This is a genomic window from Bradyrhizobium sp. B124 (genome assembly GCF_038967635.1).
GTDB lineage: Bacteria > Pseudomonadota > Alphaproteobacteria > Rhizobiales > Xanthobacteraceae > Bradyrhizobium.
This window is the reverse complement of sequence record NZ_CP152413.1, coordinates 9034258-9053168: the sequence shown is the minus strand read 5'-3', so window position 1 is coordinate 9053168 and position 18911 is coordinate 9034258. Positions and strand designations below refer to the sequence as shown.

At 66.9% G+C, this 18911-nt stretch carries 20 protein-coding genes and 1 riboswitch; of the genes, 6 read left to right on the top strand and 14 right to left on the bottom strand.

Annotated features, from left to right (window positions below):
• Positions 1 to 76 precede the first annotated feature (76 nt).
• The 3 genes from AAFG13_RS42185 to AAFG13_RS42175 all read left to right on the top strand — a co-directional run bounded on the left by AAFG13_RS42185 (position 77) and on the right by AAFG13_RS42175 (position 1700).
• The gene (locus AAFG13_RS42185; RefSeq protein ID WP_212310887.1) at positions 77 to 613 is read left to right on the top strand and encodes a peroxidase-related enzyme; all 537 of its coding nucleotides are present in this window, start codon (positions 77 to 79) and stop codon (positions 611 to 613) included.
• 31 nt (positions 614 to 644) lie between these two features.
• On the top strand, positions 645 to 1151 hold the full coding sequence (locus AAFG13_RS42180) for a DUF417 family protein (protein WP_212310888.1): 507 nt from the start codon (positions 645 to 647) through the stop codon (positions 1149 to 1151).
• 354 nt (positions 1152 to 1505) lie between these two features.
• Positions 1506 to 1700, top strand: a complete 195-nt coding sequence (locus AAFG13_RS42175; protein WP_212310889.1) for a hypothetical protein — start codon at positions 1506 to 1508, stop codon at positions 1698 to 1700.
• A gap of 37 nt (positions 1701 to 1737) precedes the next feature.
• On the opposite strand, the gene cobF is transcribed toward AAFG13_RS42175, so the two are convergent.
• The 6 genes from cobF to cbiE are packed head-to-tail and all read right to left on the bottom strand — an operon-like array spanning position 1738 to position 6855.
• Positions 1738 to 2487, bottom strand: coding sequence for a precorrin-6A synthase (deacetylating) (cobF, locus tag AAFG13_RS42170; RefSeq protein ID WP_342710674.1), 750 nt, complete (start codon positions 2485 to 2487; stop codon positions 1738 to 1740).
• A 7-nt stretch (positions 2488 to 2494) separates the two neighbouring features.
• Positions 2495 to 3223: a uroporphyrinogen-III C-methyltransferase gene (gene cobA / locus AAFG13_RS42165; RefSeq protein ID WP_342710673.1), complete on the bottom strand. Its 729-nt coding sequence runs from the start codon at positions 3221 to 3223 to the stop codon at positions 2495 to 2497.
• Positions 3220 to 4530, bottom strand: a complete 1311-nt coding sequence (locus AAFG13_RS42160) for a cobyrinate a,c-diamide synthase (RefSeq protein ID WP_342710672.1) — start codon at positions 4528 to 4530, stop codon at positions 3220 to 3222. Before AAFG13_RS42160 ends, cobA begins: the two co-directional genes overlap by 4 nt.
• Positions 4527 to 5312, bottom strand: coding sequence for a precorrin-4 C(11)-methyltransferase (gene cobM, locus AAFG13_RS42155; RefSeq protein ID WP_342710670.1), 786 nt, complete (start codon positions 5310 to 5312; stop codon positions 4527 to 4529). Before cobM ends, AAFG13_RS42160 begins: the two co-directional genes overlap by 4 nt.
• Complete coding sequence (locus tag AAFG13_RS42150) at positions 5309 to 5677, bottom strand: cobalamin biosynthesis protein (protein ID WP_342710669.1); 369 nt, start codon at positions 5675 to 5677, stop codon at positions 5309 to 5311. Before AAFG13_RS42150 ends, cobM begins: the two co-directional genes overlap by 4 nt.
• The gene (cbiE, locus tag AAFG13_RS42145) at positions 5674 to 6855 is read right to left on the bottom strand and encodes a precorrin-6y C5,15-methyltransferase (decarboxylating) subunit CbiE (protein WP_342710668.1); all 1182 of its coding nucleotides are present in this window, start codon (positions 6853 to 6855) and stop codon (positions 5674 to 5676) included. The genes AAFG13_RS42150 and cbiE overlap by 4 nt, the downstream gene beginning before the upstream one ends.
• On the opposite strand from cbiE, the gene AAFG13_RS42140 reads away from it, so the two are divergent.
• Positions 6854 to 7603, top strand: coding sequence for a cobalt-precorrin-6A reductase (locus AAFG13_RS42140; protein ID WP_342710667.1), 750 nt, complete (start codon positions 6854 to 6856; stop codon positions 7601 to 7603). The genes cbiE and AAFG13_RS42140 overlap by 2 nt on opposite strands.
• On the opposite strand, the gene cobJ is transcribed toward AAFG13_RS42140, so the two are convergent.
• The 7 genes from cobJ to AAFG13_RS42105 are packed head-to-tail and all read right to left on the bottom strand — an operon-like array spanning position 7579 to position 15486.
• Complete coding sequence (gene cobJ / locus AAFG13_RS42135; RefSeq protein ID WP_342710666.1) at positions 7579 to 8313, bottom strand: precorrin-3B C(17)-methyltransferase; 735 nt, start codon at positions 8311 to 8313, stop codon at positions 7579 to 7581. The two genes, AAFG13_RS42140 and cobJ, sit on opposite strands and share 25 nt — an antisense overlap.
• Positions 8313 to 9041: a precorrin-2 C(20)-methyltransferase gene (locus AAFG13_RS42130; protein WP_342710665.1), complete on the bottom strand. Its 729-nt coding sequence runs from the start codon at positions 9039 to 9041 to the stop codon at positions 8313 to 8315. Before AAFG13_RS42130 ends, cobJ begins: the two co-directional genes overlap by 1 nt.
• Before the next feature lie 2 nt (positions 9042 to 9043).
• Positions 9044 to 9673 (bottom strand): precorrin-8X methylmutase, encoded by a 630-nt coding sequence (locus tag AAFG13_RS42125; RefSeq protein WP_342710664.1) that lies wholly within the window; start codon positions 9671 to 9673, stop codon positions 9044 to 9046.
• On the bottom strand, positions 9673 to 10836 hold the full coding sequence (gene cobG / locus AAFG13_RS42120; RefSeq protein ID WP_342710663.1) for a precorrin-3B synthase: 1164 nt from the start codon (positions 10834 to 10836) through the stop codon (positions 9673 to 9675). The genes AAFG13_RS42125 and cobG overlap by 1 nt, the downstream gene beginning before the upstream one ends.
• Positions 10833 to 14081, bottom strand: coding sequence for a cobaltochelatase subunit CobN (gene cobN, locus AAFG13_RS42115; RefSeq protein WP_342710662.1), 3249 nt, complete (start codon positions 14079 to 14081; stop codon positions 10833 to 10835). Before cobN ends, cobG begins: the two co-directional genes overlap by 4 nt.
• On the bottom strand, positions 14081 to 15115 hold the full coding sequence (gene cobW, locus AAFG13_RS42110) for a cobalamin biosynthesis protein CobW (RefSeq protein ID WP_342710661.1): 1035 nt from the start codon (positions 15113 to 15115) through the stop codon (positions 14081 to 14083). Before cobW ends, cobN begins: the two co-directional genes overlap by 1 nt.
• The gene (locus tag AAFG13_RS42105) at positions 15112 to 15486 is read right to left on the bottom strand and encodes a DUF1636 domain-containing protein (RefSeq protein ID WP_212310903.1); all 375 of its coding nucleotides are present in this window, start codon (positions 15484 to 15486) and stop codon (positions 15112 to 15114) included. The genes cobW and AAFG13_RS42105 overlap by 4 nt, the downstream gene beginning before the upstream one ends.
• Positions 15487 to 15578: 92 nt before the next feature.
• Positions 15579 to 15795: riboswitch (cobalamin riboswitch) on the bottom strand.
• Between the two features lie 36 nt (positions 15796 to 15831).
• Here AAFG13_RS42105 and cobO point away from each other — a divergent pair.
• Entirely contained in the window at positions 15832 to 16485 is a 654-nt protein-coding gene (gene cobO, locus AAFG13_RS42100; protein ID WP_212310904.1) for a cob(I)yrinic acid a,c-diamide adenosyltransferase, read from the top strand.
• A gap of 11 nt (positions 16486 to 16496) precedes the next feature.
• On the top strand, positions 16497 to 17945 hold the full coding sequence (locus AAFG13_RS42095) for a cobyric acid synthase (protein ID WP_342710660.1): 1449 nt from the start codon (positions 16497 to 16499) through the stop codon (positions 17943 to 17945).
• On the opposite strand, the gene cobD is transcribed toward AAFG13_RS42095, so the two are convergent.
• Positions 17942 to 18907, bottom strand: a complete 966-nt coding sequence (gene cobD, locus AAFG13_RS42090) for a threonine-phosphate decarboxylase CobD (protein ID WP_342710659.1) — start codon at positions 18905 to 18907, stop codon at positions 17942 to 17944. The genes AAFG13_RS42095 and cobD overlap by 4 nt on opposite strands.
• Positions 18908 to 18911 lie beyond the last annotated feature (4 nt).

Sequence of the window (18911 nt, the reverse complement as noted above, 5' to 3'; positions counted from 1 at the left end):
TCGACATTCAATGTCTCACATCTCGATCCTATTGTCACTCCGCAATCGTTCACCAACCCCAACAAGGAGTGCCACCATGTCCCGTCTCTCAGTCCCCAATCTCGAAACCGATACCGGCCCGTCAGGCCAGATCTACGCCCAGATCAAGAAGGCGGCCGGCAGCGTCCCGAACGCCTACGCGGCGATCGCCGCCCACGGCCCGGCCGCGCTCAAGTCGATGCTCGCCGCCGATGCGGTGCTCGCCGGCGGAAGCCTTTCCAAGCGCGATCGGGAGATCATCAAGCTCGTCATCAGCGCCGCCGGCGGCTGCGACTACTGTGTCGCCGCGCATTCCCATCTCGCCAGGCTCGCCGGCGTGAACGCGGACGTCCTCAAGCAGATCCGCGACGGCGCGCCGACCGGTGACGCCAAGCGCGATGCGCTGGTGCATTTCGTCCGTAAGCTCGCGCAGTCGAGCGGCACCGTCAGCGACGCGGATTTCGCCGCGATCAAGGCCGCCGGCTACAGCGACGCGCAGCTGGTCGAGATCAGCCTGGCGTTCGCGACCATCGTCTTCACCAACGTCTTCAACCGCATCAACGACACCGACATCGACTTCCCCGCGGTCGCCTAGTGCGACCGCGCCACACAAAGGGATCACGACCATGACCACGCTTACCAACACCACACAGAATCCGCTTGTCCGCGCACTCTACAGGTCGGGCCTGCTCGCGGATGATCTCGACTACCACGTCGTCCGCGCCGCGATGGTGATCATGTTCCTGTTCTTCGGTTACCAGAAGTGGTTTCCGTACGAATTCGAACGGCTGGTCCCGTTCATCAGCAACGGGCCGCTGATCTGGTGGCTGTATCCAGTCTTCGGCCATGCCGGCGCCAGCTACTTCCTCGGCGCCTCGGAGTGGACGTTCGGTTCGCTGCTGCTGGCGGGCTTCTGGGACAAGCGCCTCGGCGTGCTCGGCGCCCTCGGCTCGACCGGCACCTTCATCGCGACCGTCACCATCATCCCGTTCATGCCTGATGGTTGGGACGTTGCCGCAGGAGGCTTCCCTGCAATGACCGGCAACGTGCCCTTCCTGATGAAGGACGTCGTTCTGCTCGCCGTGTCGCTCTACCTGCTGAGGCAGGACGTGGTTCGCCTGACGCGGCGATAGGTGACGTCCGCCGATGGCGATGGATCGCCGGCGAACCCTGCGTTTCGCCGGCGATCGCGCGTTGATCGGGGACCGGGAGACCGCGGGCGTCGCGACATCGCAGCCATTGTTGCGGTGCGGGCGAAGTCGGATCGTGCTTCGACGCCACGCCATAAGCTGTTGCTGAGTTTGCGGAATGCGTCGCAGTTGCCGGTCCGTTCCTGTGCGGGATCGGACTGGCGACCCCGGATGTTCGATCTCGATCGCATCGGCGTTGCCATGCAGGAATGATCGGTCGCTCTCCCGGCCATGACCATAGTTCTGCCGTGCGGTCTAGGTTACAAAATACCGCCGGTGTTGTTCTGGGGTGAGTTGATGAAGAAGGACGACGTCACGTGTCCGCGCTGCGGGGCTGGATTCCGGCGCCTTGAGCTGGCATCCGGATCGGGAAGCAAGGGCGAGTATCGCTGCCCCGTCTGCGACACAACCCTCGAGCAGTTCGATGGCGACACGCTCGTGGCCTACCGCCTGACGATCCAACCCTCGATTCGCGGGTTGAAGACCGGATAACCGCCCCGCTGCGTGGACGGCCGACGCAATCCCTCGATCACGATCGCCGCTTGAGGACGTAGCTGTCCATGATCCAGCCGTGCCGCTCCCGCGCATCGCGGCGCGCGGCGACGATGCGAGGGCCCGCCTCGGCCAACTCCCCCGCCATGAGGATCTGATCGGGCATGCCGAGATAGGCGCCCCACCAGATCTTTAAGCCCTCCGGATCCAGCGTCTCGAATGCGGCGCCGCCGTCGAGCATCACGACGATGGTGTCGACGCCGGAGGGCCAACCGGCCTCGCGGAGCCGCCGGCCGGTCGTGACCAGGAACGGCTCGCCGATCTCGTTGAGCGGCAGCGCATGCGCCGCGCACAGCGCCTGGATCGACGTGATGCCCGGGATCACCTCGATCGATGGCAACGGATCGAGCCGTTGCGCGATCCGCAGGCTCGAATCGTAGAGCGAGGGATCGCCCCAGATCAGCAGGGCGACGCGGCCCTCGCCGCCGAGATGGCGCGCGATTTCCTGTGACCAGGTCGCAGCGACCGCATCGTGCCAATCGTCGACGCCCTTGCGATAGTCCGCCTCGCCGGCGTCACGCATCGGCAGGTCGAATTCGGCAATGCGCGTGCGGTCGTTGTTCAACGCCTCCGCGCAGATCGTTCGGCGCAAGTCGGCGAGGTCCGACTTCGCGGTCCCCTTGCGTGGGATCAGGACCATGTCGGCGGCATTGATGGCGGCGATCGCAGCAAGCGTGAGCTGCTGCGGATCGCCACATCCGATACCGATCAGCGAAAGCATCAACATGGCCGTATCAACCTTGCTCCGGCGCCAGCGAACCGAACAGAATGACGGCAGCCGCCGTGGCAGCGCCTGCATGCGTGAGCCGTTCGGCGAGCTCTGCGATCGTGGTGCGGACAAGCCGCTCGTCGGCGTGGCCGAGCGACTCCGCCAACAGCGCAGGCGTCTCGGGAGCGAGGCCATGTGCGATCAGCCTTGCGGCCAAGGCCGGAAAGGTGCGCCGGCCCATATAGACGACAGTGGTCGCTTCCGGATCGGCCAGCGCCGCCCAATTCAAATCCGCGGGCAACTCGCCTGTCACATCGGCGCCGGTCACGAACTGGACCCGGCGCGAGGTCAGCCGCCGCGTCAGCGGAATGCCGGCCTGCGCCGCGGCGACCGAGGCCGAGGTCACGCCGGGAATGATCTCGTAGCCGATGCCGGCCGCGCGCAACGCCTCGATCTCCTCCTCGAGCCGTCCAAAGATGCCGGCGTCACCGGATTTCAGGCGCACCACGCGCACGCCCGCCGCCGCGTAGTCGACCAGCAGCCGGCTGACATGATGCTGCTTCGCCGAGAGACGGCCGGCGCGTTTGCCGACCGCGACAAGATTGGCGCCGGAGCGCGCGAGATCGAGGATCGCGCCCGAGGCAAGGTCATCATAGAGCACCACGTCGGCCTCGCGCAGCCGCGCGGCTCCCTTCATGGTCAGGAATTCGGGATCGCCGGGGCCGGCCGACACGAAGGAAACGAATCCGCTCACCGGTCCTCCGCAATCAGATGGAAGAATGTACCCGTTGCATTGTCCCGCCGCGATCCGGTTTCGGCCACGATCGCGCCGGTCGCATCGCGCACCACCGCGAGCGGCGCGTCCGGCTGCGCGATGATCGTCGAGTAATGAAACTCGTGGCCGCGCAGGCGTGCGCCGGGACCGTGCCCGGGCATCGCCGCGGCGAGCTCGGCGAGCCGGTAGCCGAGATGCATGCGCCGCTTGGCATAGCTGGTCTCAAGACCGAGCAATCCCGCCATCTCATGGTGCACGCCTTCTGCATCGGTCAACGCGGTGCCCAACACCATGTAACCCCCGCACTCGCCATGCACCGGCTTCGCCTCGGCAAAGGCGCGCAATTGCCCAAGAAATCGCGTGTTGGAAGCAAGCCGCGCGGCATGCAGCTCGGGATAGCCGCCGGGCAGCCAGCACACATCGGCGTCCACGTCGGGGCCTTCGTCGGCGAGCGGCGAGAACGTTACGATCTCGGCGCCGGCCGCGCGCCAGGCTTCCAGCGTATGCGGGTACACGAAGGAGAACGCGGCGTCGCGCGCGAGCGCAATGCGTTGGCCGGGCGGTGTGATGTCGAGGCGGCGCGCGGCCGATTGCGGCGACCAGGGGCGCGCCGATTGCAGCACGGCGTCGAGATCGACATGCTCGACGACGAAGCGCGCGGCCTCGTCGATCAAGCCATCGATCTGAACCTGCTCTTCGGCCTGCACCAAACCGAGATGACGCTTGGGCAAGGCGATCTCGGCGTGACGGGGCAGCGCACCCAATACCGGAATGCCCGCGCCGGCCATGGCACTGCGCACCAGCGCTTCGTGCCGCGCACTGGCGACACGGTTAAGAACGACACCCGCGAGCCGCACGCCGGCGCGAAAATCGCGCAATCCCGCCGCCACTGCCGCCGCGGTCTGTGCCTGGCCGGAGGGGTCGATCACCAGCAGCACCGGCCATCCCATCATCTCGGCAATATCGGCGGTGGCGCCGGTACCCGAGACGCCGCGCGTTGCGACGCCGTCAAACAATCCCATCGAGCCTTCGGCCAGCACGAGATCGGCGTCCGCACCACGGCCCGCCAGATGCGCGATCGCGTCTGATGCCATCGCCCAGCTGTCGATGTTGACGGATGCGCGTCCGGTTGCGACCGCGTGAAAGGCCGGATCGATATAGTCCGGCCCGCTCTTGAGGCATTGCACCGTCAGCCCGCGATTGCGATAGGCGCGGGCCAGCGCCAGGGTCAGCGTCGTCTTGCCGACACCAGATGCCGGTGCAGAGATCACGAGCCCCGCGGTCATCGCGATGATCCCGGAAAGCGCGGCTCCGCTCCGACCGGGCGATAGCGGCGGTCATAATCGGCCGCATAGAGCCGGCTCTCGGCGAATTCGCCGGCGCCGAGCGTCTTGCCGACCAGGATAAGCGCGGTGCGTTCGAGCTCGGGGCCGACCGCGGCATCGAGGCTCGCAAGCGTGGCGCGCACGATGCGCTGCTCCGGCCAGCTCGCGCGCCAGACGATTGCCACAGGACAATCCGCGCCATAGTGCGGCGTGAGCTCGGCGACGACCTTGTCCAGCAGATGGATCGAGAGATGGATCGCGAGCACCGCGCCGGTCGCGGCAAAGGCCGCCAGTGTCTCGCCATCAGGCATCGCGCTCGCACGGCCGGGCGTCCGCGTCAGCACCACCGATTGCGCAAGGCCGGGCAGCGTCAGTTCGGCCTCCAGTGCCGCAGCGGCCGCCGAGAACGCCGGCACGCCTGGCGTGACCGAATAGGGAATTTGCAACGCGCGCAACCGGCGCAGCTGCTCGCCCATCGCCGACCAGATCGAGAGATCACCCGAATGCAGCCGCGCCACGTCCTTGCCCTCGGCGTGCGCCGCAGCGATCTCGGCGATGATCTCGTCGAGCGAGAGCGGCGCCGTGTTGACGATGCGCGCATCCTTCGGGCAATGCGCCAACACGCCCTCAGGAACCAACGATCCGGCGTAAAGACAGACCGGGCAAGAGGCGATGAGGTCGCGGCCCCGCAGGGTCAAGAGATCGGCAGCGCCCGGCCCTGCGCCAATGAAATGCACCGTCATTCACCGTCTCCTTCCGCGATCGCCGCAGTGGCCGTCCGATCCTGCGACGCGGCCCTGACCGAAATCAGGCGCGCACCGCGCCCAGCGGCTGCGACCGCGGCTGCTTCGGCGACCGAACCCGTCCCGAACCTGGTCACGATCAATTCGGATTGCGTCGCGGTTTGTATCTCAGCCAATTTTTCGGCAGGAATGCCCCGGATCGGCAACCCCAGTTCCTGTGCCAGTGCCCGCAATGCCACAGCACCGGCCTTGTTACTCACCGTCGCAACCGCCGCAAGGCCTTCTGAACCACCGGCGGCGTCGAGCGCGTCGCGCAACGACGCGACACTGGCATTGCTCCTGAATCCCAGGCCCGCGACCTTCATCGGACTGCGCTCCACTGCACGATCGGCCGCGCGGCTTTCCAGGAGCGATACCGGCCCAACGGCTCGGCCTGCGCGATCTCCAGGCGCATCAGTTCGCCGCCGTGGCGCTGATGCAGCTCGAAAAGCAGCGCCTCGGTTTCCAGCGTCACCGCATGCGCGACCAGCCGCGTTCCCGGCGCGATGCGCGACCAGATCGCATCGAACATCCCGGCATCGAGACCGCCACCGATAAACACCGCGTCGGGCGCCGCGAGGTCTGACAGAATGCCGGGGGCGTCTCCCTCAACAATGGCGATCCGGTGCGTCAGGCCGAAGCTTGCCACATTGCTGCGGACGTTGGCTGCGCGTTCGCCACGGGCCTCGACGGCGATCGCAGTTCCGCCACAGAGCGCCCATTCGATCGAGATCGAGCCCGAGCCGGCGCCGACGTCCCATAGCCGCTCACCCGGCCGCGGCGAAAGCGCCGACAGCGCAAGCGCGCGGACCGGCCGCTTTGTCAACTGCCCGTCATGCAGGAAGAGTGCGTCGGGTAGACCCGAACTGCGCGCGATCCCCCGCGCTCCCGCGGCCTCCAGCGCAACAGCGACCAGACTGTCACCTGAATCGCCAGCATAGCTGTCAGCGCGATGCTGCGCGATGGACTCACGCGGCCCGCCAAGTGCGGAAAGCGTCCACATCGCCGACGGGCCCCAGCCGCGCTCCGTGAGCCATTGCGAGAGATCGAAAGCCGCCCTGCCGTCGCGCACCAGGCAAATGATCCGTGCACCACGCGCCAGATGCGGCAACAGCCGTTCGAACGGTGCGGCATGAAGACCGAGACAGATGACATTCTCGAGACGCCAGCCCAAACGTGCCGCCGCCAGCGAGAACGTCGACGGAGCGGAATGCGCGACCCATTCGCCGGGCTGCAATTTCCCGACAAGGCTGCCACCGACGCCGTGCCAGAACGGATCGCCCGAGGCGAGCACAACAGTCGGTCGCCCCCGGCATTCGAGCACGATCTCCGCATCGAATGGCACCGGCCAGACGTGGCCGCGGTCGGTGATCCCGGCCAGCGCGAGGTGCCGTTCACCGCCGAAAATAGTTTCGGCTTCACGCAGCACCTTTCGGCTTGCGTCGGAGAGCCCAGCAAGGCCATCCTCGCCGATGCCGATGATGGTCAACCAGGGACTACCCATGATGCGCGCCCTGATCCTGGGCGGAACGGCCGACGCCAATTCGCTCGCCGTTGCGATCGCCCGCGCAGGGATCGACGCAGTCTATTCCTATAGCGGGCGCACCGCCGCTCCTGCCGAACAACCTCTGCCGACCCGGATCGGCGGCTTCGGTGGCGTCAGCGGTCTTGCCGACTATCTGCGTCGCGAAGGCATCACGCATGTGATCGACGCGACGCATCCCTTCGCGGCCGAGATGAGCCGCAACGCGATCGCCGCCTGCGCGCGAACCGCAACGCCGCTGCTCGCGCTCGAACGTGCGCCCTGGAACAAGACGTCCGGCGATCGCTGGATCGAGGTTGCGGATATCGTATCGGCAGTCGCGGCCCTGCCGGACAGCCGCGCCAACGTGTTCCTTGCCATCGGCCGCCAGCACATCGCGCCCTTCGGCGCCCGGCCGCAGCATGCCTATACGTTGCGTTTCGTCGACCCGCCCGACGAGACGCTGCCATTGCCCGGTGCCGACGTCATCGTCTCGCGCGGCCCATTCACGCTCGACAGCGAGCTCGAGATGATGCGTGCGCGCGCTATCGCGTGGATCGTCGCCCGCAATTCCGGCGGAGGTGGCGCGCGCGCCAAGATCGACGTCGCCCGCGCGCTTGGCCTTCCCGTCATCATGATCACGCGGCCGCTGCTGCCCGAGCGGCCGCGGGTCGAAAGCGTGAGCGAGGTGATGGCATGGCTCGGTCATCGGACCTGCCTCGGCGCATAGACCCAGCGGCCGACCCGGCGCGTCGTCGAATTGCAGACGATCACAAGGGTCCGCATATCGGCCATCTCGGGCTTCGCGTCGCGCAATTCGACCGTCTCAATGCGCTGCTCGGGTGCGCTGACGGCGCGCGCGAACACCACGATCCGCTCGCCGCAGCCCGCCTCCTTCAAAATATCGAGCGACCGCGCAAAGCCATCAGGCCGGCTTGCCGAGCGCGGATTGTACATCGCGATCGCGAAATCGGCTTCGGCCGCGAGCCGCAGGCGCTTCTCGATCAGCGGCCATGGCTTGAGATTGTCGGACAGGTTGATCGCGCAAAAATCATGACCGAGCGGCGCGCCGGCACTTGCGGCGGCCGCCAGCATCGCGGTCACGCCAGGCAGAACGCGAATCGGCAGGTCGTGCCATTGCGGCGCGTCCTCCAGCGCTTCGAACACGGCGGATGCCATCGCAAACACGCCCGGATCGCCTGAGGACACCACCACGACATGCCGTCCTTCCGACGCGAGCCGCAACGCCTCACCGGCGCGCTGTAGCTCGACGCGATTGTCCGAGGGATGCAGCATCAGCCCTTCGCGCGGCGGCACGCGCGTCACGTACGGCGCATAGCCGACGATGTCGGTCGCAACTGCGAGCGCAGCGGAGACCTCCGGCGTGATCAGCGCCTCGTCACCCGGCCCCAGTCCCGCGATGGTCAGCGTGCCGGTCATTACGCCGCCCCCTTGCGCCGTCCCTGCCCGTGCACCAGCACGATCGCAAAATACGGACAGTCGGCCTCAGCGAGATCGGCGAGCCGGGCGACGCGCTGATCCGGCATGGTGCCGCGTTCGACGAGCCATGCATCGTCGAGACGGCCCGCAGACGCGAGCGCGCGGCGGATCTTCGCCAGATTGCGGCCGGTCTTCATGACGACCAGCGCGTCGGAGCTGCGCATCCGCTGCACGAGCTCAGCCTCCGGCAGCGTGCCCATCAGCACAGTCGTGACATCGTCGGCAAGCGCGATCGGCTGGCCGACCGCATTCCAGCAACCGACCATGCCGGGAATGCCGGCAATCACCTCGATCTCGACCCGTCCCTGCAGGCGTGCATGCAGGTGCATGAACGAGCCGTAGAAATAAGGGTCGCCTTCGCACAGCACGACGATGTCGACCGCATGCGCAAGTCGCGCCAGGCGCTCGGTCCATTCGTCGTAGAAGCCCGCAAGCAGCCGCGCATAGTCCGGACTGTCGAAAGCGATCTCCGTGGTGACCGGATATTCCATCGGATATTCGCTGACGCCGGCAGCGAGCAAACCCTCCACAATGCGCCGCGCCTGCCCGAGTTGCCCCTTCTTGCGAAAATAGGCGACATGCTTCGCCGCTCGCACCATGCGGTCGGCACGCACGCTCATCAAATCCGGATCGCCAGGGCCGAGCCCGCAACAAATGATGCGTCCCATCGCTATTCGCTCCGGCTCGCCAGCGCATTGACGGCGGCGACCGTGATCGCCGAGCCACCGAGACGCCCCTCGACCGTCAGCGCCGGCACCGGCGGCTTGGCCATCAATGCCGCCTTCGACTCGGCCGCACCGACGAAGCCGACCGGACAGCCGATGATCGCCGCCGGCCGCGGACACTCGGCATCCTCCAGCATGTTGAGCAGATGGAACAGCGCCGTCGGCGCGTTGCCGATCGCGACGATCGCACCGGCCAGATGCGGCCGCCACAGCTCGAGCGCCGCCGCCGAGCGCGTATTGCGCATCGACTGTGCGAGTTCGGGAACCTTGGGATCGCCGAGCGTGCAGATCACGGCGTTGCCGGCCGGCAGCCGTGCGCGCGTGATACCCTCCGACACCATCCGCGCATCGCAGAGAATCGGCGCGCCCTCCTGCAGGGCTATCCGTGCGCGCGCAGCCATGCCGGGCGTGAAGCGGACATGCGCTTCCAGGCCTACCATCCCCGCGGCATGGATCATGCGCACGACCACCGGCTCCTCGTCGGGCGTGAAACGGGCAAGGTCGGCCTCCGACCGGATCGTCGCAAATGACTGCCGATAGATCGCCGCGCCATCGGTCTCATAGATGTGCGGCATCAATGGCCTCCCATCAGCGCGGAGGGATTTGCGAGGAGGTCCGAACGGGTCAGACCTCGCATGACCGGCGCATCCCGCGTGGTGCCGTCGCGGATGAGGTCAAAGCCCTCGCGTGACGCAACCAGGGTGACATCAGCCGAACCGGAATGGGCACAGCCCTTGGCGCAGCCGGACACGTGAAGCCGGGCATCCGCCGGGACAAACGATGCCAGCGCCGATGCCAATGCACGCGTGTCGGCATGCGCCTCACGACAGCGCGGCGCGCCGCTGCAAGCGATCACGCGGAGCGCCGGATCATTGGGATCAGTGACGAGATCCGCGCCACGGGGCATCCCATGCATCCCCTCCGCCAGCACCATCCGCCACGGCGTCATGCGAAGAGCCTGTGCGGATCCGGCGAGATGGCTGAGCATCTGGTGCGGCAATTGCCCGAAGGCCAAGCCGACCATCGCGCCAGTCGAATAGAGGCCGGGCACAGCGGCTGCCGATCGAGTCACTGGCTCGGCGTCGCCGCGAAGCAATTCGGGAAGGCTCGCGCCGCCGGCCAGATGAGACGCCATCCGTCGTTTCTCAGCTCTGGCTCCGCCGGAGGTGACAAACCATTCGGCCATCGCGAGCGCGATATCCACCGCCTCTCTGCGCGAGACAGAGCGACCGTACCGTGCGCCATCGGCACGCACCAGCGGTCCGCCATTGCGATCGCGCTCGATCCTGATATCCGCCGACGCGCCGCCCAGCACCCGCTCGCTGCCATCATCGATCGCGAAACCGAACTTGGTCGGAAGATCGAGCTGCGCGCTGGCGAGCGCCCGCTCAAGCTCGGCCGCGAGCGAAGGCGTGTCATCATCGGCAGCCCAGAACGGCGTCACCAGAACGTTGCGCTGCGCCTCGGTATCTGAATCCGCGTCCAGCAACCCGAGCTCGGCGAGTCCGTCGATCAACGCCGGATAACCCTCATCGCCGACGCCGCGGATCTGGAGATTGGCGCGGCTGGTCAGATCGATCAGGCCGTTGCCGTATCGCGCAGCGAGCTCAGCAATTCCCGTCGCCTGCGACGCGTCCAGCCGCCCGCCGCGCGGGCGGATGCGCACCACGAGGCCATCGCCTGATAGCATCGGCCGCAGCGCGCCGGGACACCACCCCTTGATCGCGACGGCGCTCATGAGGCCTCCTGCAGCGCCGCCGCGATCGAATTGCGCCGCGTCTGCCAGAGCGACGCGTCGTGCAGCCGGGTGAAGCAGGTTTCGATCGCAGAAAGCGCAGCCAGATTCTCGCGCGCCATGAAGGCGCGGACGTCGTCATTGCCGAGCGTCGCCTCGTAATAGAGATCGAACAGATGCGGCGGCACTACGCCGGCGAGGTGCGCGAACGCCGCCATGTGCTCCAGCGTCGCCGCAATTTCGGCAGCACCACGGAAGCCATGGCGCATCATGCCCGCGATCCACGCGGGATTGGCGGCGCGCGCCCGCACCACAAGCGAGATTTCCTCGGTCAACGACCGCGCATGCGGCTGATCCGGCCGGGTCGCATCAAGGTGATAGAGCGACGGGGCTTTTGTACCAAGCCGCCGCGCCGCTGCGGCGATGCCTGCCTCATGCGCGGCATAGTCCGCCGCCAGCAGCAAATCGGTCTCCGGCAAGTCCTGGGTGTGGACGAAGCTGTCGGCAGAGGCGAGCCGTGCCTCGATGCCGGCGCGGTCGAGCCGTATCTCGCCATCGGATGCGATGGCCCAGGACGATGCCGACAGCCAGGCTTCGCCGGCCGCGTCGCACGCCTCCTCCGTGAAGACGTCCGGGACAGACGCGATGCCGGCGCCATAGTGTCCGGGACGAGGCCCGAACACGCGCGAGACGCGCTGCCGGTAAGGATTCTCGTCGCTCTCCTCGCTGCGTTCGGACAACGCCTCGGTCGCAGCTTCGAACAACTGCGCAAGCCCCGAGAAGACGTCGCGGAACAGCCCCGACACGCGCAGCGTCACGTCGATCCGCGGACGGCCAAGCTCTGCCGGTGCGATGATGACGTAGCCCGACACCCGGCACGATCCATGATCCCAGCGCGGCGCGATGCCGGCGAGATGCAGCGCCATCGCAAAGTCCTCGCCGGCGGTGCGCATCGTCGACGATCCCCAGAGATCGACGACCAGCCCTTTCGGCCAGTCGCCGTGATCCTGCAAGTGACGGCGCAGCAGCTCTTCGGCGAGCTTCACGCCCTGCGCATGCGCCGACGGCGTCGGCACCGCGCGCGGATCGACTGCAAACAGATTGCGTCCGGTCGGCAGCACGTCGCTTCGCCCGCGATAGGGTGAGCCCGACGGTCCCGGCGCAACACGCCGGCCCGCGAGCGCATCGCGCAACGCTGCCCTCTCCGCCTCGCCGCAGGCACCCTGCCCGAACACATGCAGGCCGTCGCCGAACTGGCTTTCCTTGAGATCGCAGACGAAACGATCGATCTGCGGAATGGCTTCGGCCGCCGAGACCGACGCCGCGAGACCGAGATCGTCCTCCAGCCCGGCGGTGCGCGCTTCTTCGCGGATCGCAGCGATCAGGCGCTGCCGCCGCGCCGGATCGAGGCCGTCCGCAGTCGAATATTCATCGAGCAACCGCTCGAGCCTGCGCAAGCCCTCCGGCACCGCCGCCTGCGCCAGCGGTGGCGGCAGATGGCCGATCGTCATGGCACCGATCCGGCGCTTGGCCTGCGCCGCCTCGCCGGGGTCATTGACGATGAAGGGATAGACAACGGGCAGATCGCCGATCAGCGCTTCCGGCCAGCATGCGGATGACAGCGCAACCGACTTGCCGGGCAGCCACTCCAGCGTTCCATGCGCGCCCATGTGAACGACGACATCGATGTCCTGCTGCCTGAGCCACAGATAGAACGCGACATAGGCATGGCGCGGCGTGCGCGAGAGATCGTGATAGTCGGCATCGCGCTGACCGAGATCACCACGTTCCGGCTGAACCGCGATGATCGACTTACCGCTCTGGATCGCCGAGAAATGAAATGCGCCGTCACGGCAGTCGGTGTCATCCTCCGGCTCGCCCCATACGCGCGCAAGATCATCCTGGAGCTGCTGCGGAAAGTTCAAGATCGCCGCGCGATATTCGGCCACGTCCCATGTCAGCTTCCGGTGCAGCAGTACGCCCCCCAGCGACTCCACCGGCTCGAGATCAAAGCCCGCAGTCGCAAGATCGGCCAGCAACGCCTCCACCGAGGCAAGTGCATCGAGGCCGACGGCGTGCGCGATCTGATGCGGGCGCCCCGGATAATTCGAGAGCACGAGCGCAAGCTGCTTGTCACCGGCGGGCTTGCTAGCAAGCCGATGCCAGGCTGCCACACGCGCGGCGACCGCGGCGACGCGCTCGGCATCCGGCCGATGCGCAAGATGCGCGAATTGCAGATCGGGATCGCGCTCACCGGGCGATTTGAAGCTCACAACGCCCGTGAACAGGCGACCGTCGACCTCCGGCAGCACCACATGCATCGCGAGATCGCCGGGCGACAGACCGCGCAGCGACAAGGCCCAATCCTCCCGCCGCGCCGTCGACAGAGCGACCTGGAACACCGGGCACGATGCGGCATCGAACGGCGTTGTGCCGTCGTCACCCGCCGCAGAGAACGCGGTTACATTGACGATGGCGGCCGGCGAGCATTGCGCGAACTGAGCGCGCAGCCAGTCGGCCACGCCCGCCGCCTTCAACGAGGTGACGAACACGCCGTGGGCATCGAATCCCTTTTCGCGCAAGGCCTCGATCAGCGCATCGACCGGCGCCGTGTCGCCCGCCGCCAGATAGGAGCGATAAAAAGTCACCAGCACAAGCGGCCGGCCATCCGATGCCGGCAGCGCCGCGACGGCGCCGCGCCGCGAATCGTAGACCCCGATCTCGGGAAAATCGATCTCACCGACAACCGGTCCGGCATAAAGGCCCGACGCCAGCGCCAGTTGCGCGATCACGGCCTGCGCGGCAACGGGGCCGCCCTTGTCGCACAGCACCTTCAGGCGGCGCAGCGTCGAGACCGGCAGCGTTGAAAATTCATCCAGCCGCAGATCGTCGCGGCCATCCGCCGGCAGCACCACCAGGGCGATGCCACGCTCCTTCGCCAGGCGATGCACCGCGGCCAGCCCGTATGACCAATAGGGCTCGCCGCCAATCAGCCGCACCAGGATGCCGCGCGCCTGCGACAGCGTCCGCTCGATATAGGTATCGACCGACAGCGGATGGCGCAGCTCCGCGAGATTGGCGAGCCGCAGCGACGGCAGCGCGGCGCGACCCCGCCGCCAGCCGGCCGCGAACGCGGCGAGATCGCTGTCGGAAAACGACAACACCACGAGATCGGCCGGATCCTGGCCGAGGTCCCTTGGCGTCGCGGTCTCCTCAAGGCCGCGGCTCTCGCGGAAGACGACGTGCATCAGACACCTAGTCGCGCCCTGATCGCGGCTTCATCGATATCGCCGTGTTCGCCGATCACGACGAGCTTCGACTGCCGCGGCCGCACGCCCCAGGGCATGTCGAACTGATGCCTGACCCGCTCGCCAACCGATTGCACCAGCAACCGCATCGGCTTGCCTTCGACCGCGATGTAGCCCTTGGCGCGCAGCACGTTCTGCTCGCGCGCCAGCCCCTTGATCGACGCGATGAGCGCATCGACATCCGCGATCTCCGGAAGATCGATCACCACTGAATTGAAGTCGTTGTGCTCGTGCTCGTCCTCACCGTCATGGTGGGACGGCCGCGACGCGAGGTCATCCTCTGCCGCCGCCTCGAGGCCCAGGATCACGCGGGCGTCGATCGCGCCGTCGACGATGGGCAACATCGGCACCTCGCGCGGCATCTCGGCCGAGATCAGCGCCTTGGCCGCTTTGATCCCCTCGGCTCCGGCGAGATCGGCCTTGGTCAGCAATACGATATCGGCGCAGGCGATCTGGTCCTCGAACACTTCGGACAGCGGCGTCTCGTGGTCGAGATTCTCATCTGCCGCGCGCTGCGCATCCACCGCGGCCGGGTCAGGCGCAAAGCGACCCGCGGCAACGGCCTCCGCATCGGCCAGCGCGATCACGCCGTCGACCGTGATCCGCGAGCGGATCTCCGGCCAGTCGAACGCCTTCAGCAACGGCTTCGGCAGCGCGAGGCCGGATGTCTCGATCACGATATGATCGGGTCTCACAGGGCGCGCGAGCAACTGCTCCATCGCCGGGATGAAATCGTCGGCGACAGTGCAGCAGATGCAACCATTGGCGAGCTCGACAATATTCTCGGTCGGGCAATTGGCGTCCGCACACGACTTCAGGATGTCGCCGTCGACGCCCTCGCTGCCGAATTCGTTCACCAGCACCGCGAGCTTCTTGCCGTTGGCATTCCGGATCAGATGCTGGATCAGCGTCGTCTTGCCGGACCCGAGAAAGCCGGTCACGACGGTGACCGGAACCTTGGCGAGCGTCATCATTCTGCGGCCTCCGGCACGATGGCGATGGGTGGGATGCGGGCAAGCGATTGCTTGCGGAAGATTTCGGGACGGCTGCGCCACGGCACGATGCCGTCAGGCGCCGCGGCATAGGCAGAGGCGCCGGCGATCACATCCTTGGCATGATCAGCGGACAGGCGGCCGTACACATAGGACCACCGCCCCGGCGCGCTGAGCGCGACCGAGCAGCCCTGGCTGCAGGCCGACAGGCATTCGACCGGAACCAGATTGACGTCATCGGGCACACCGGCCTCAACAAGCGCGGCATGCAGGCGCGCACCGGGCGCGAGCTCGCCTTCGGCGAGCGTCTGGCCGGCGCGGCACGTGATACAGACATGAAGTGTAACGCTCATCGCCCTTCCTGGATTGACTGCGGGAAGCGATGAGGCACACGAACCTGACGTGAACAGGCTCGTTCCCCGTCGCGGAACACCCCGTCCGCCGGTCTCAAACACATCGCGTCGGCAGGTCTCCCGGCTTGCGGAGTAGGATTTCTCCCTTGATGCCCACCTTCCCGACTCCATCAGGGAATCAGTGGCTTGGGCATCTCTCCGGTCACGGTCGCGGGGGCGGCTGCGCTTTGGGCAAACCCAGCGGTCTGAGCCCTATCGCATTCCCTCTTCGCCTGTCGTAGGACAGGAACCAACGCGGGGTCACCATTCGGCCTAGCCTCGCACTTGTCAAGCCGAAGGAACGTGATGATTTCTGATGGAAACGACGCTGAAGATCGCGACGTCGGCACCGACCCTTCATTGGATGCGCGCCACGCGGCCAAAATGGCGAAAAAGAAGGTCGCCCGCGACAAGATCATGGCGACCAAGAGCGGTGAAAAGGGCTTGATCATCGTTCATACCGGCGCCGGCAAAGGAAAATCCTCCTCCGCCTTCGGCATGATCGTGCGCTGCGTGGCGCACGGCTTTCCCTGCGCCGTGGTGCAATTCATCAAGGGCGCCTGGGATACCGGCGAGCGCCGCCTGCTCACCGGGCATTTCGGCGATCTCTGTCAATTCCATGCGATGGGCGAAGGTTTTACCTGGGAGACGCAGGATCGCGCCCGCGACATCGCGGCAGCGCAAGCCGGCTGGGAAAAGGCCAAGCAGCTGATCGCGGATCCGAGCCTGCGGATGGTCGTGCTCGACGAGATCAACATCGCGCTTCGGTATGACTATCTGGCGATCGCCGATGTCGTCGATTTCCTGACCACGTCGAAGCCGCCGATGACGCATGTCGTGCTCACCGGGCGCAACGCTAAGGACGAATTGATCGAGATCGCCGATCTCGTCACCGAGATGACGTTGGTCAAGCACCCCTTCCGGTCCGGCATCAAGGCCCAGCCGGGCGTCGAGTTCTGACAGACATCACCATGGCGCGCGCATTGATGATCCAGGGAGCCGGCTCGGACGTGGGCAAGTCGCTCATCGTCGCCGGCCTTGCGCGTGCCGCAAGACGGCGCGGCCTGCGCGTGCTCCCGTTCAAGCCGCAGAACATGTCCAACAACGCCGCCGTGACCGTCGACGGCGGCGAGATCGGCCGCGCGCAAGCCTTGCAGGCGCTTGCCGCCGGCGTCGAGCCGCACACCGACATGAACCCGGTGCTGCTGAAGCCGGAGACCGACGTCGGCGCGCAGGTCATCGTGCACGGCAAGCGGATCGCGACCGCACGCGCGCGCGAATATGCCGCCATGAAGCCATCGCTGATGGGCGCGGTGCTGGAGAGCTTTGGGCGCCTGAAGGCGCGCGCCGACCTGGTGCTGGTCGAAGGCGCCGGCAGCCCTGCCGAGGTCAATCTGCGCAAGTCAGACATCGCCAATATGGGCTTTGCGCGCAGGGCCGACGTGCCCGTAGTCTTGGTCGGCGACATCGATCGCGGCGGCGTGATCGCGCAGCTCGTCGGCATCCAGGCTGTGATCGATCCTGATGATACTGCGATGATCCAGGGCTTTGTCATCAACAAGTTCCGCGGCGATCCGACGCTGTTCGACGACGGCTACCGCCTGATCGAAGCCCGGACCGCGTGGCGCGGCTTCGGCGTGCTGCCCTGGTTCGCTCGCGCCGGTGAGTTACCTGCCGAAGATGCGCTCGGGCTCGGCGAGGCGCGCAAGCCCGGCCAGTGCAAGATCGCGTTTCTGGCGCTGTCGCGGATCGCTAACTTCGACGACCTCGATCCGCTGAAGCTCGAACCCGGCGTCGATCTCGTGATGGTGCGGCCGGGTGAAGCCATTCCGGGCGACGCGAAGCTCGTCATCCTGCCCGGCTCGAAATCGACCCGCGGCGATCTTGCCTTCCTGCGTGCGCAAGGCTGGGACATCGACCTGCTGGCGCATCATCGCCGCGGCGGCCACATCCTCGGCCTGTGCGGCGGATACCAGATGCTTGGGCAAAGCGTCGCCGATCCTGACGGGATCGAGGGGCTCGCCGGCGAAACGCCTGGCCTCGGGCTGCTCGATGTCACGACGACCATGACCGAACAGAAGACGCTGACCCGCGTCAACGCGGTGCACGCTGCGACCCATCAACCGATCAGCGCCTACGAAATCCACATCGGGCGCACCGACGGGCCGGATCGCGCACGGCCATTTGCATCGCTTGACGGCGCGCCGGAAGGTGCCATGTCGAGCGATGGGCGCGTTCACGGCAGCTATCTGCACGGCCTGTTCGCCTCGGACGGATTTCGCAAGGCGTTTCTTGCGCAGCTCGATATCCCCGTTGCGGATCAGCCGTACGGCGCCAGGGTCGAGAGCGCGCTCGACGCGCTTGCCGAGCACATCGAGACCCATCTCGATGTCGACGGCCTGCTCGCGCTGGCGCGCTAAGCGGATAGTGCGGCAGAAAGGCGTGACCAGTCGGTCTCGCTGCCCGGCAAGCCCAAGCGCAGCCATCCCGGCTTTTGCTGGAAAACCCGCGACCAGATCTGCGCGCGGGCAAGCTTCTCCTGCGCGGCCAACGCGTCGCCGGTGTCGAAGAGACGGAACAGCGGCGTGCCGCCGAGCAGCGTCCAGCCCTGCGATCGCGCCGCCGTATCGAGCCTGCGGCAATCATCCGCGAGCCGGGCAATCGTCGCCTTTGCCCAGTCGCGATCGAGCAAGGCGCGCCGCCCGATTGCGATCGCGGCCCCCGATACCGGCCATGGCCCCGCCATCGCCGCAAGCGCAGCGATATCCGGCTCGCTGCCGATCGCGAAGCCGAGCCGCAGACCCGCAAGTCCGTAGAACTTGCCGAATGAGCGCAGGATCAGGAGCCCCGGCTGTCCGGCCGCTCCTGCAAGCGACAGGTCAGGTACCGCGTCCGCAAAACTCTCGTCAATCACGACCCGGCCAACGCGCGGCAGCAGCGCAAGCAGTTCGCGCCGATCGTGACGCCGTCCATCAGGGTTGTTCGGATTGACGACGACGGCAAGATCAGCGCCTGCGAGCGCCGCAAGATCGAACACCTCGGCAACGTCCCAACCGGCGGCCGACAATATCCCCGCATACTCATTGTAGGTCGGCGCAAGAATCCGGGCTCGCCCGCGCGGCGCCAGATGCGGCAGCAACTGAATCGCGGCCTGCGCCCCGCCCATCGCCGCGATCGGCGCGTCGGTCCCGTAGGCCTGCCGCGCGGCGTTGTGCAGCGACTCGATTTCGGATCGCGACGGCAACGCGCCCCATTGGCGCGGCTCGACATCGACGCCAGGATACGGCACCCGATTGATCCCCGTCGACAGGTCGATCCAGTCTTCCGCGGCGCCGCCGAAGCGCTGCTGGGCGACGTCGAGATTTCCGCCGTGCTCACGCATGCGC

Excerpts from the sequence above, each read along its gene's own strand:
- AAFG13_RS42185 (WP_212310887.1), top strand. The coding sequence starts at position 77 with ATGTCCCGTCTCTCAGTCCCCAATCTCGAAACCGATACCGGCCCGTCA.
- AAFG13_RS42180 (WP_212310888.1), top strand. The coding sequence starts at position 645 with ATGACCACGCTTACCAACACCACACAGAATCCGCTTGTCCGCGCACTC.
- AAFG13_RS42175 (WP_212310889.1), top strand. The coding sequence starts at position 1,506 with ATGAAGAAGGACGACGTCACGTGTCCGCGCTGCGGGGCTGGATTCCGG.
- cobF (WP_342710674.1), bottom strand. The coding sequence starts at position 2,487 with ATGTTGATGCTTTCGCTGATCGGTATCGGATGTGGCGATCCGCAGCAG.
- AAFG13_RS42160 (WP_342710672.1), bottom strand. The coding sequence starts at position 4,530 with ATGACCGCGGGGCTCGTGATCTCTGCACCGGCATCTGGTGTCGGCAAG.
- cobM (WP_342710670.1), bottom strand. The coding sequence starts at position 5,312 with ATGACGGTGCATTTCATTGGCGCAGGGCCGGGCGCTGCCGATCTCTTG.
- AAFG13_RS42150 (WP_342710669.1), bottom strand. The coding sequence starts at position 5,677 with ATGAAGGTCGCGGGCCTGGGATTCAGGAGCAATGCCAGTGTCGCGTCG.
- AAFG13_RS42140 (WP_342710667.1), top strand. The coding sequence starts at position 6,854 with ATGATGCGCGCCCTGATCCTGGGCGGAACGGCCGACGCCAATTCGCTC.
- cbiE (WP_342710668.1), bottom strand. The coding sequence starts at position 6,855 with ATGGGTAGTCCCTGGTTGACCATCATCGGCATCGGCGAGGATGGCCTT.
- cobJ (WP_342710666.1), bottom strand. The coding sequence starts at position 8,313 with ATGACCGGCACGCTGACCATCGCGGGACTGGGGCCGGGTGACGAGGCG.
- AAFG13_RS42130 (WP_342710665.1), bottom strand. The coding sequence starts at position 9,041 with ATGGGACGCATCATTTGTTGCGGGCTCGGCCCTGGCGATCCGGATTTG.
- AAFG13_RS42125 (WP_342710664.1), bottom strand. The coding sequence starts at position 9,673 with ATGCCGCACATCTATGAGACCGATGGCGCGGCGATCTATCGGCAGTCA.
- cobG (WP_342710663.1), bottom strand. The coding sequence starts at position 10,836 with ATGAGCGCCGTCGCGATCAAGGGGTGGTGTCCCGGCGCGCTGCGGCCG.
- cobN (WP_342710662.1), bottom strand. The coding sequence starts at position 14,081 with ATGCACGTCGTCTTCCGCGAGAGCCGCGGCCTTGAGGAGACCGCGACG.
- cobW (WP_342710661.1), bottom strand. The coding sequence starts at position 15,115 with ATGATGACGCTCGCCAAGGTTCCGGTCACCGTCGTGACCGGCTTTCTC.
- AAFG13_RS42105 (WP_212310903.1), bottom strand. The coding sequence starts at position 15,486 with ATGAGCGTTACACTTCATGTCTGTATCACGTGCCGCGCCGGCCAGACG.
- cobO (WP_212310904.1), top strand. The coding sequence starts at position 15,832 with ATGATTTCTGATGGAAACGACGCTGAAGATCGCGACGTCGGCACCGAC.
- AAFG13_RS42095 (WP_342710660.1), top strand. The coding sequence starts at position 16,497 with ATGGCGCGCGCATTGATGATCCAGGGAGCCGGCTCGGACGTGGGCAAG.
- cobD (WP_342710659.1), bottom strand. The coding sequence starts at position 18,907 with ATGCGTGAGCACGGCGGAAATCTCGACGTCGCCCAGCAGCGCTTCGGC.